9 protein-coding genes are annotated in these 11823 nt (G+C 64.5%); 2 read left to right on the forward strand and 7 right to left on the reverse strand.

The features are described from left to right. Positions 1-98: 98 nt before the first annotated feature. The 7 genes from ACP7AX_RS14710 to ACP7AX_RS14740 all read right to left on the reverse strand — a co-directional run bounded on the left by ACP7AX_RS14710 (position 99) and on the right by ACP7AX_RS14740 (position 9040). On the reverse strand, positions 99-2606 hold the full coding sequence (locus tag ACP7AX_RS14710; RefSeq protein WP_426227344.1) for a GcvT family protein: 2508 nt from the start codon (positions 2604-2606) through the stop codon (positions 99-101). A gap of 60 nt (positions 2607-2666) precedes the next feature. Next, entirely contained in the window at positions 2667-3554 is an 888-nt protein-coding gene (gene purU, locus ACP7AX_RS14715; protein ID WP_426227499.1) for a formyltetrahydrofolate deformylase, read from the reverse strand. A gap of 113 nt (positions 3555-3667) precedes the next feature. Continuing rightward, positions 3668-5611 (reverse strand): BCCT family transporter, encoded by a 1944-nt coding sequence (locus tag ACP7AX_RS14720; protein ID WP_426227346.1) that lies wholly within the window; start codon positions 5609-5611, stop codon positions 3668-3670. A gap of 55 nt (positions 5612-5666) precedes the next feature. Beyond that, on the reverse strand, positions 5667-5831 hold the full coding sequence (locus ACP7AX_RS14725) for a hypothetical protein (protein ID WP_426227348.1): 165 nt from the start codon (positions 5829-5831) through the stop codon (positions 5667-5669). 311 nt (positions 5832-6142) lie between these two features. Continuing rightward, positions 6143-6952, reverse strand: coding sequence for an IclR family transcriptional regulator domain-containing protein (locus ACP7AX_RS14730; RefSeq protein WP_131684266.1), 810 nt, complete (start codon positions 6950-6952; stop codon positions 6143-6145). 174 nt (positions 6953-7126) lie between these two features. Then, positions 7127-8347, reverse strand: a complete 1221-nt coding sequence (locus ACP7AX_RS14735; RefSeq protein WP_426227351.1) for an MFS transporter — start codon at positions 8345-8347, stop codon at positions 7127-7129. A 39-nt stretch (positions 8348-8386) separates the two neighbouring features. Then, positions 8387-9040, reverse strand: a complete 654-nt coding sequence (locus ACP7AX_RS14740) for a GntR family transcriptional regulator (RefSeq protein ID WP_426227353.1) — start codon at positions 9038-9040, stop codon at positions 8387-8389. A gap of 175 nt (positions 9041-9215) precedes the next feature. Between ACP7AX_RS14740 and glyA the strand changes: the two genes are divergently transcribed. Further along, positions 9216-10571, forward strand: coding sequence for a serine hydroxymethyltransferase (glyA, locus tag ACP7AX_RS14745; RefSeq protein WP_131684265.1), 1356 nt, complete (start codon positions 9216-9218; stop codon positions 10569-10571). After that, positions 10568-11788, forward strand: a complete 1221-nt coding sequence (locus ACP7AX_RS14750; RefSeq protein ID WP_426227355.1) for a sarcosine oxidase subunit beta family protein — start codon at positions 10568-10570, stop codon at positions 11786-11788. The genes glyA and ACP7AX_RS14750 overlap by 4 nt, the downstream gene beginning before the upstream one ends. Positions 11789-11823 lie beyond the last annotated feature (35 nt).

Here is an 11823-nt window from a genome sequence, read left to right on the forward strand (position 1 = left end):
CATCACAGGTGGGTCTGACAATTAAGAGAGCACGCGTGAAAACCGGGAACTGTCGGCCAGCGGGCCCCGGTCCACCCGCGCTCCCCTAAGAGAGCAGCTCAGCCGCGCAGCCGCTCCATGCCCGGATCGAACAGTGGCTCGGCCGTGACGGTGGCGGCAATTCGCTTCCCGAAGTACTCCACCTCCACCGAATCCCCGACCGAAACGGCAGCCGGCAGCCAGGCGTAGGCGATCGGCTTTCGGACGGAGTAGCCGTAAGCGGCGCTGGTGACGTAACCAACCGCAGAACCGTCCACGTACACCGGTTCCTTGCCCAGCACGATGGACGTCCCGTCGTCGACCGTCAGGCACCGCAGTGCGCGGGTGGCAGGCTCCTCCTTCCGGGCAACCAACGCCTCAGCGCCCACAAAGGCGGTCTTGTCCTTGGCCACCGAGAAGCCCAGGCCGGACTCGTAGGGGTGGTGCTCGGAGGTCATGTCCGTGCCCCACAGCCGGTAGCCCTTCTCAAGCCGCATGCTGTTGAATGCACCGCGCCCGGCCGCGATGATGCCGTGCTCGCGGCCCGCCTCGAACAGCAGGTCCCAGAGCTTGAGCCCGTACTCGGCCGTGGTGTACAGCTCCCAGCCGAGCTCGCCTACATAAGAAAGCCGCATGGCCGTGACGGGGATGCCGCCCACCGAGATTTGCTTGGTCCGGAAGTACTTGAGGCCGTCGTTGGTCAGGTCGTCGCTGCTGACCTTGCCCATCACTTCACGCGCCAGCGGCCCCCACAGCCCGATGCAGCAGGTGCTCCCGGTGATGTCGGTGACATGGACCCACTGGGCAGGATCCGCGGCCGACTGCTTCCGGGCCTCCACACGCAAGTAGTCAAAGTCCACGTTGCTGTTCACGCCCAGCTGGAAATCTTCCTCCCCCAGACGCGCCACGGTCACATCGCTGCGGATGCCGCCGTCGTCCGCCAGCAGCAGGCAGTACGTCACAGCACCGGGCTTTTTGGTGATGTTGCCCGTGCTGAGCCGGTGCAGCAGCGCCATGGCGCCGGGACCCGTGACGGACAGCCGCTTGAGCGGCGTCATGTCGTAGAGTCCGACGGCGGTGCGCGTCTTCCACGCCTCGGCCGCGGAAATGGGGGAAGAGAACATGGCGGACCACTCGTCGCGCTCTGGCGCCTGCCATTCTGCCGGAAGCTCAGCAAGGAGGCCGCGGTTGGCCTCAAACCAGTGGGGACGCTCCCAGCCCGCGGACTCCAGGAAGAACGCGCCAAGCTCCTTCTGACGGACATTGAACGGGCTGACCCGCAGGTCCCGTGGGGATTCCCTGGGCTGGAGCGGGTGCAGGATGTCATAGATTTCCACGAAGTTTTGCTGGGAGGTTTCGCTGACGTACTGATCGGACGTCTGGACTTCCTCGAAGCGGGTCAGCTCGCAGCCGTGCAGGTCAGTGCGGGACTGGCCCTCGATCAGCAACTCGGCCATGGCCCTGGCCACGCCAGCGGAGTGGGTGACCCAGACGGCTTCGGCCACAAAGAAGCCGGCAAGATCGGGCGCCTCACCCATCAACGGGCCGCCGTCGGGGGTGAAGGAGAAGATGCCGTTGAAGCCGTCGTCGATCCGCGTTTTGCGCAGGGCCGGCAGCAGGTCCTGGCAGTCCTCCCAGGCGGGCGAGAAGTCTTCCAAAGTGAAGTCCAGGCGGGACGGCATCAGGTGATCGGACATTTCCTCGGCACCGATGTGGGGCAGCCGGTCCATATCCACAGGCATGGGCTTGTGGGCGTAGCTGCCGATGCCGATCCGGTTGCCGTGCTCGCGGAAGTACAGGTCGCGGTCCTGGTAACGCAGGATCGGCTTGCTGGCTCCGTTGGGCAGATCGTTCACACCCCGCAGACCGTCCAACGGGGTGGTCTTGACGTACTGGTGGGCCAGCGGCAACAGCGGAACCTTCAGGCCCACCATCTTGCCGAGTTCGCGTCCCCAGAATCCGGCGCAGGACACCACAATGTCCGCCGGGATCACGCCGTCGGCCGTTTCGACGCCGGTGACCTTGCCGCCTGACTGCTCGGTTCCGGTCACCGCAGTGGAACCGCGGAAGGTCACGCCGGCTGCACGCGCCTTCGCGATCAGCAGCTGCACCGCGCGGGCCGCCGTGGCCAGGCCGTCGGAAGGGACGTAAAGTCCGCCGAGGATGCGGCGCCCGTCCGCGAGCGCGCCGGTGTTCAGCAGCGGATAGTGCTTCTCGCACTCGTCGGCGTCGATGATCCGGCCCTCAATGCCCCAGGAGGTGGCGTAGCCGAGCTTGCGGTGAAGGTCCGCCAGCCGCGCCTCGGTGGTGGCCAGTTCAAGTCCGCCCACCTGGTTGAAGCAGGACACCCCATCGGCGGTGAGCGAGAGCAGCTTGTCCACCGTGTAGCTGGCGAATTCAGTCATGGTCTTGGACGGGTTGGTCTGGAAAACCAGCCCCGGCGCGTGCGAGGTGGAGCCGCCCGCCAGCTCCAACGGCCCCTGTTCCACCACTGTGATGTTGGTCCAGCCCCGGGTAGCGAGTTCATCGGCAAGGTTGGTGCCGACGATTCCGGCTCCAATGATGACAACGCGTGGTGATGCGCTCATAAAATGATTCTCCTGTTTTGCTGCGGGCGTTTGCTTGGCGTTCGCGTTGCTGCGTTCGCGTTAGCGGAAGACGACGGTGCGGGTGTTGTTGAGCAGGACGCGGTGCTCGCAGTGCCACTTCACCGCGCGTGACAGGGCCTGGGTTTCGGCATCCCGGCCCACGGTGACCAGGGCATCCGCGTCAAGGCTGTGGTCCACCCGGAAGACTTCCTGCTCGATGATGGGACCCTCGTCTAGGTCTGCGGTCACGTAGTGCGCGGTGGCGCCGACGAGCTTTACGCCACGGTCATAGGCCTGGTGGTACGGTTTTGCCCCCTTGAAACCGGGCAGGAACGAGTGGTGGATGTTGATGGCCCGGCCGCGGAGGCTGGCACACAACTCGTTGGACAGGACCTGCATGTAACGGGCCAGAACCACCAGGTCAGCGTCGTACTCGGCCACGAGCTCCAACAGCCGCGCCTCTGCCTCCGGCTTGGTTGCAGCGGTGACCGGAACGTGGATGAAGGTCAGGCCGGCTGCTTCCGCCATGGGGCGCAGGGTCTCATGATTGGAAACCACGACGGCGATCTCCGCGCCGAGGCTGCCTGCCTGCCACCTGAAAATGAGGTCATTGAGGCAGTGCCCGAACTTTGAGACCATCACCAGCAGCCGCTGCGGCCGGCCGTCATGGATGGTGAACTCCATGCCGAATTCCTTGGCTATGCCCGCAAAGCCGGCTGTGAGTACCTGCTGGTTCAGCTCGTCCACACCGTCGCCGGTAAAGGCTGTCCTCAGATAGAGCTTTCCGCTGACGTGGTCATCAAACTGCTGGTGTTCCACGATGTCGAAGCCGCGGTCGGCCAGGAAGGCCGTCACCGCCCGGACGATGCCGGGCTGTTCCGGGCAGGACAGGGTGAGGACAAATTGGGCCGGGCGGGTCTTGGCATCCGCAGTGGCAGTGCCAGCCACGGCAGTTACCGGGGCGGCTACTGCAATGCCACCAGCAGGGCGGCTGTCAGTGGATGGGCGCCTTTCAGTGGCCGGGCGGCCATCAACAGCCTGGCGGCCTTCAACGATGGTGGTCACGGTTTCTCCTGCACAGCTGGGGTGGGCTTCGTGGTGGCGGCTGGTACTGTCACGACGGCGATGGCGCCGGTATTCGAGGCGTCGCCGGGGCAGGGGGTGTCCACTGAACAGCGCCCGCCGCATTCGTGCCTGGTGACCAGATCGAACTGGACGCCGCCGTGCTGGTCAACACCGTCGCGGATGGCGCGCTCGACGACGGAGTTCGCGAGCCGCCGTCGGAGGGACAGGGGGTCCCTGCGCAGGTCCTTGACCAGGGCAAAGCACAGCAGCAGCATGACCAGCACGAACGGCAGCGCCGCCACAATGGTGATTCGCTGCAGCCCCGCCAGTGCTTGCGAGGGCTCATTGCCGCCAGCCAGCAGCATGACGGCCGCCACGGCTCCGGTGAGGAGGCCCCAGAAGATGACGAGGCCGCGCTTCGGTTCCGAGGAACCGTTCGAGCTAAGGGACCCCATGATCAGGGATGCGGAGTCCGCGCCTGTCACGAAGAAGATCGCCACCAGGACCATCGCCAGCACAATGACGGCAGCGGTCAGCCAGCCGGGCATGGACAGGTTCTTCACCAGATCAAACAGTGCGCCGTCGAAGTTCACGGACGGGGAACCACTGCTCATGTCCACGAGCCCGGGCTGGTTCGCCTTGTCGGCTTCCTGCTGGACATGGAAAGCCGTTCCGCCGAAGATTCCGAACCAGATGACGCTGACGATGCTCGGGACCAGGAGGACGCCTGTGACGAACTGGCGGATGGTGCGGCCACGGCTGATGCGGGCGATGAACATGCCCACAAAGGGCGTCCAGGAAACCCACCATGCCCAGTAGAAGATGGTCCAGCCGGACAACCACGTGCGGAGTGACTCGTCCCCCACCGCCTCGGTGCGGGAGGCCATCTCAGCCAGGTCCCGGGCGTAGTCCCCTACGGCTGCGGGGATGAGGTTGAGGATGAAAAGTGTGGGCCCGGCGACAAAAACTATGGCGGCAAGAACGACGGCCAGGACCATATTGATGTTGGAGAGCCACTGGATGCCGCGGCTGATTCCGGAAACCGCTGATGCAACGAAGCACGCAGTAAGGATGGCCACGATGGCCACCAACACGGGTGTGCCGACCTCGCCCATCCAGCCGTTGGAGCTCAGGCCGCTGCCGATCTGGAGTGCGCCGAGTCCGAGGGAAGCGGCGGTGCCGAAGAGTGTGGCAAAGATGGCGAGGATGTTGATGAACTTGCCTACGGGTCCTTCCACCGTCCTGATGCCGAACAAGGAGCTGAAAGCTGCGGAGATCAGCTGCCTGCGGCCCAACCGGTAGGTTCCGTAGGCCATGGCGATGCCAACTACCGCGTACATCGCCCACGGGTGCAGGGTCCAGTGGAAGATGGAGGTGGCCATGGCCGTTTGAATGGCCGCCGGGGTTCGCCCGTCAACCGTTCCGGGCGGTGGTGAGATGTAGTGGTAAAGGGGCTCGGCTACGCCGTAGAACATGAGGCCAATGCCCATGCCGGCGGCAAACATCATGGCCACCCAGGAGATTGTCCGGAACTCGGGCTTCTCCCCGTCCTTGCCGAGGGGGATGTTTCCCCATTTGCCGAGGGCCAGCCAGAGGACGAAAACAACAAACAACGAGGCCAGAACCATAAACAGCCAGCCCGTGTATTCCATCACCCAGTCCAGGGCAAGGGTTGAGGTAGCGGACAAGCTGTCCCGCCCAAGGAAACCCCAGGCCACGAAAGCCAGGGCGAGGACGCCGGTGATTCCGAAAGTGGTCTTGTCGAGGGTGAGTTTGCGGTTCCGCCGTTCGGCCACCGCCTGCTCCGCCTTCGACTGGCGGAGCTCCTGCATGATCTGCTCGGTGTCCTCCGACTCGGCGAGCGGATGGTGGGAGGCGGAAGGGGCCTCCGGTTCAACGTGGATGTCGCTGGTAATGCGGGTGTCGCTGTTCAATGCCATGAGCAAGTCCTTTTGTTCGGATTCATGGGCTGACGCTAGATGTGGCCGTCAACAGTCAGGCCGGGGGAAGGTTGGGAACTTCCGTTGATGCGGTGATCATGATGTCGCAGTCGATCACTGTTACTTCGTGGGAGCGGACCCGCAGCTTGGCCGGCGGCGCATCAACGCTTCCGGTGCGCAGGTTGAAACGGGAGGCGTGAAGCGGGCATGCCTTGCGCATGAAGTGACCTCTTCCTCAAGTGGGGGTCCGGAGCGTGCGATCCGCTAAGTTCCACATGGAACAACAGCAATCGCAATAAGCAACAGATTGCGGCCCAGTCAGGGTTCTTGTCAAGGGTTTTCCTTTGTATTGCAGCGCCGCAGCCTTTCATGACCGCACCCTTGAGAGTCAGCTGCCAGCCCGGCATGGCATCGAAGACACACGCCAAAGGGCGGCGTGCCGGTCCCGAGCGAGCGGTGCGGTCCGAGGCCGCCGGCGGGAGTCACACCTGAGCTGCCGCAGATTTCTGAGCTAGCGGAATTTTCCGGGGGTCAGCGCCCTCTGTAGCCCATCTTTGCGCTGATCTGCAGGCCGGCCTCTTTCAGCCCGGCAAGGAGGCCCGGTTCTTTTTCCGGGTCGAAGCGGAAGGCGGGGCCGGAGATGCTGACGGCACCGATCACGGCACCAAGGTGGTTGTAAACGGGCACAGCAGCCGCCGTCAGCCCGATTTCGAACTCCTCGCGCACCACCCCGTAGCCGGCGCGGGCGACGTCGATGAGCTGGGTTTCCAGCACTTTCCGGTCGGTGATGGTACGGGGAGTCCGGGCCGGCAACCCGGTCTCTTTCAGGATGCGGTCCCGCTCATCCGCCGGCAGTGCCGCCAGCAGGACTTTGCCGCTCGACGTCGCGTGCAGTGGTGTCAGGCTGCCCACCCAGTCGTACGTCGCAAGGGTGGACGGACCCATGGCCTGGTCCACGTTCACCGCGTAATTGGAGCGCAGGACGGCGAGGTTTACCGTCTCCTTGAACTGCTCGGCCAGGTTTTCCAGGATGGGCCGTGCTTCCCGGACCATGCTCAACCGCCCGGGGATGGAGCTGGCCAGCCGAAGGATGCCGAAGCCGAGCTGGTATTTTCCGCGATCGCTGTTCTGGTGGACCATTTCCCTGCTTACCAGCGAACCCAGCAGCCTTGAGACTGTGGACTTGTGGATCCCCATCTCCTCGGCAATATCGCTCACGCCGGCGTGGCCATCGCGCGCAAGGATCTCAAGGACCGCAAGGGCGCGGTCAACGGACTGGACGCCACCGTGCTGGCCGGTTTCCGCGTCGACGTCGGATTCGCGGTCATTGTTCGAAGCCATGATCCATACTCTCAAGTAGTTTGCGGCTTACGTACCCGCCACAAGGCCGTCTGCAGCGTCCTCCCGGTTGGGTTCACCGTTCCGATCCTATGGGGTCCACGGAAAAAGCAGAGGACGTTGCGCGCGGCCAGGCCGGACTGCAGTCCCCGCGAGCCCTTGCCGGCGTGGAGCTGCTCAGCTTGAGCCGCCGATCACCCGGTCCCGCCCGGCAAGCACACCGATCACGGCGAGCACCGCCATGATGCCCGCGGCGGCCAACAGTGGAAGCGTCCAGCCTCCGCTGACGTCGCGAAGCCCCCCGAACATCACCGGCCCCAAGGCAGCCAAACCGTAGCCGACGGATTGCGCCATGCCGGACAGTGACGCGGCCTGCGGGTAATTCACCGTCCTGAAGCTGAACAGCGACAGCGCGATGACAATGAGGCTCCCGCAACCGACCGCGCCGAGAAGAACCCACAGCACGATCAAGTCAGGCGCAAGAGCCAGCCCCAGGAAGGTCACGGTCATGAGCGCACCGCTGGCAAAGGAAACAAGCCGCTGATCCGAACCCCGGTGAAGGATTCGCCCCGCGGCAAGGCTGGCGAAAACGCTGATGAGCAGGAAAGCAGAGAGGTGGATGCCGGCAGTTGCCGGGGGCACCCCGCGGCTTTGTTCGATGGTGGGCAGCCATGCCATCAGGACATAGAACGCGATCGATTGGAGTCCCATGAAGATCGTCACCTGCCAGCCCAGGACTGAGGTCCAGGGCGAACGGTAGGCGAGCTTCGGGGTACTGGCGGGGTCCGTGCCGGACCTGTGCCTGCGCAGCCAGGGCAGGAGCACCGCCATGGCAATGAGAGCAAAGCCCACCCAGATTCCGAGGGCAAGCCGCCATCCCGCTGGTGATGTTTGTGCCACGGGAACGACGACGGCGGCCCCGATCGCCGCGAAGGCGGCCTGCGTGGCGGTGTAAGTTCCGGTGACCTGGCTGACTCTCGCCGGAAAGTCCCGCTTGAGGAGGGATGGCACCAGGACATTGAGAAATGCGATAGCCAAGCCGATTATGGCCGTGCCCGCCCAGATAAGGCCGGGCAGCGGCAAGGATCGAAGCACGATGCCCACGGCAAGGATCAGCAGGGACATCCACAGCGCCCGGTCCAGGCCCAGGCGGGAAGCGAACCCGGGCGCCACCGGTGAGAATACTGCGAAAGCAATGAGCGGAAGGCCGGTAAGGAATCCTGCTGCGGCATTGGATAGCTCAAGATCGTTGCTGATGTTGGAGAGCACGGACCCCACGCTGACAAAGGACACCCGAAGGTTAACTGCGATCAGCAGAACGCCGATGAAGGCGAAGCCGTATCTGACGGCGCGGTCCGGGGCGTTCCGGGTGGCAGCGGGCATAGTGCGTTCTTCCATCCTTTGGGGTCTCGAGCACCGGTGGGTTCAGCGGCGCAGCTACAGCACCTTGCGGATGGTCTTCTCAAAACTTGAGACGTGCTCCAACGCCAGCTTCGCCGCCAACTCCGCATCGCCGTCGGCCACTGCCTCAAGCAGCCGCACGTGTTCGGTGATGTGGCCCGCAACCGACGGAACCTTGTCCAGGACCAGGCACCAGATGCGCGTGGCCAGGTTGTCGTAACGGATGAGCGAGTCTTCAAGGTGGCGGTTGCCGGCGGCACGGTAGATCAGCCGGTGCACGGTGAGGTCGTACCGCATGAGTTCGCGCTTGTCGGCAGGTGTGGTGTCCATGCCCGCGATGGCTTCCGCCACAGACCGGATTTCCGCCCGCATCTCTGAGCTGGCGTTGACGGCGGCGCGGCGGGCGGCCAGTGGTTCCAACAGCTCCCGGATGTCCGAAACGTCTGCGAGCTCGGTGATGTCCACGATGGTGGCAAAGGTGCCGCGCCGTGGATATGAAACCACCAGGTGGTCCACCTCGAGCCGCTTGATTGCCTCGCGGACAGGGGTGCGGCCGAAGCCAAGTTCGGCAGCCAGTTGCCCGTCATTGATGGGTTCACCGGGCCGGATCTCGAGCATGATCAGTTTGTCGCGCAGCTGCCGGTAGGCGGCCTCCGCCTGGGACAACGCTTCGCCGTCAGCGGAAGGCATGGCTGGAAATGCGTGCAAAGCGACGCTCCGTTCTTCAGACTCAATGTCCGAGCCGCCAGCGGAAGCATGGTGCCACTTTGCTTCCTGCCCTTGACTCACTGTGATTCCGATCATACCATTGACCTCACACTGATATATCAGTCATTGCAACAGTGGTATTTCATAAGGAGCATCCGTGGTTGAGCAGTTGAACGAGCGACTTTCCGTAGTCGATCCCGAGGTCCAGCAGGCCATCGCCAATGAGCTGGGCCGCCAGCAGTCCACCCTGGAAATGATCGCCTCGGAGAATTTCGCCCCCTCCGCAGTCATGGAGGCGCAGGGCTCAGTCCTGACAAACAAGTACGCCGAGGGCTACCCCGGCAAGCGCTACTACGGCGGCTGCGAGCACGTTGATGTGATCGAGCAGCTGGCCATCGACCGGGTCAAGGCCCTGTTCGGCGCGGAATACGCCAACGTTCAGCCGCACTCCGGCGCGCAGGCCAACGCCGCCGCCATGTTCGCGCTGTTGAACCCGGGCGACACGATCATGGGCCTGAGCCTGGCCCACGGCGGGCACCTGACCCACGGCATGAAGATCAACTTTTCCGGCAAGCTGTACAACGTAGTGCCGTACCACGTGAGTGAATCCGACCTCCGGATCGATATGGCCGAGGTGGAAGCACTCGCCCTGGAACACCGGCCCAAGCTGATCGTGGCCGGCTGGTCCGCCTACTCCCGCCAGCTCGACTTCGCCGAGTTCCGCCGCATCGCCGACCTCGTAGGCGCCTACCTGATGGTGGACATGGCCCACTTCGCCGGCCTCGTGGCCGCCGGGCTGCACCCCAACCCGGTCCCCTACGCCGACGTGGTCACCACCACCACGCACAAAACCCTCGGCGGCCCGCGCGGCGGCGTCATCCTGGCCAAGGAGCAGTACGCCAAGAAGATCAACAGCGCCGTGTTCCCCGGCCAGCAGGGCGGCCCGCTGGAGCACGTGATCGCAGCCAAAGCCGTAGCCTTCAAGCTCGCCGGCTCCCCCGAGTTCAAGGAACGCCAGGAACGCGTCCTGCAGGGATCCAAGCTGCTGGCCGAACGCCTCCTCCAGGACGACGTCGCCGCGGCAGGCATCTCCGTGGTCAACGGCGGCACCGATGTGCACTTGATCCTGGTGGACCTCCGCAACTCCGAACTGGACGGACAGCAGGCCGAAGACGCCCTGCACCGGATCGGCATCACCGTGAACCGCAACGCCGTCCCGTTCGATCCCCGTCCGCCGATGGTGTCCTCCGGACTCCGGATCGGCACACCGGCGCTGGCCACCCGCGGCTTCGGCGCCACGGAATTCACCGAGGTTGCGGACATCATCGCGACGGCGCTGATCGCTGCGGCTGCGGACGGCACCGCCGGGGCCTCGCCCCTCAGCGACAGCACCGTCGTCGAACTCCGTGCCCGCGTCACGGCCCTGGCCGATAAGTTCCCCCTCTACCCCCACCTCAATGAAGGCACCGCGATCGCCGCCTTCGAATCAGACCTGATTGGAGCAGCCCAGTGAGCACCCAGCAGCTTCCCGAGCACCCGGAATTCCTCTGGCGCAACCCTGAGCCCAAATCCTCCTACGACGCCGTGATTGTGGGCGGCGGCGGGCACGGCCTGGCCACCGCGTACTTCCTGGCCAAGAACCACGGGATGACCAACATTGCCGTCCTGGAAAAGGGCTGGCTCGCCGGCGGCAACATGGCACGGAACACCACCATCATCCGTTCCAACTACCTCTGGGACGAGAGCGCGGCCATCTACGAGCACGCCCTCAAGCTCTGGGAAATCCTGCCTGAGGAACTCGAATACGACTTCCTCTTCAGCCAGCGCGGCGTCATGAACCTGGCCCACACCCTGGGTGACGTCCGTGAAAGCATGCGGCGAGTGGGTGCCAACAAGCTCAACGGCGTGGACGCTGAGTGGCTGGATCCGAAGCAGGTCAAGGAACTCTGCCCCATCCTGAACATCAGTGACAACATCCGCTACCCCGTGATGGGCGCCACCTACCAGCCGCGCGCAGGCATCGCCAAGCACGACCACGTTGCCTGGGCCTTCGCCCGCAAGTGCGACGAAATGGGCGTGGACATCATCCAGAACTGCGAAGTCACCGGATTCATCAAGGACGGCAACCGGGTCACCGGCGTCAAGACCAACCGCGGCACCATCAACACCGAAAAGGTGGGCCTCTGCGCTGCCGGACACAGTTCGGTCCTGGCCGAAATGGCCGGCTTTGAACTCCCCATCCAGTCCCACCCGCTCCAGGCCCTGGTCTCCGAGCTGCACGAACCGGTCCACCCCACGGTGGTCATGTCCAACCACGTGCACGTCTACGTTTCCCAGGCCCACAAGGGCGAACTGGTCATGGGCGCCGGCGTTGACTCCTACAACGGCTACGGCCAGCGCGGATCCTTCCACGTGATCGAGCACCAGATGGCAGCCGCCGTCGAGCTCTTCCCCATCTTTGCCCGGGCCCACGTGCTCCGGACCTGGGGCGGGATCGTGGATACCACCCTGGACGCCTCCCCGATCGTGGGCAACACCCCGGTGGAGAACATGTTCGTGAACTGCGGCTGGGGCACCGGCGGCTTCAAGGCCACCCCGGCTGCCGGCCTCACCTTCGCCCACAACATCGCCACCGGCACCCCGCACCAGCTGAACAAGCCGTTCGCGCTGGAACGCTTCGAAACCGGAGCCCTCATCGACGAACACGGCGCAGCCGCCGTCGCCCACTAGCCGCCGCCGCGGACCCTGCACACAGAGAAAGAAGA

Source organism: Pseudarthrobacter sp. DSP2-3-2b1 (genome assembly GCF_049895945.1).
Classification (GTDB): domain Bacteria; phylum Actinomycetota; class Actinomycetes; order Actinomycetales; family Micrococcaceae; genus Arthrobacter.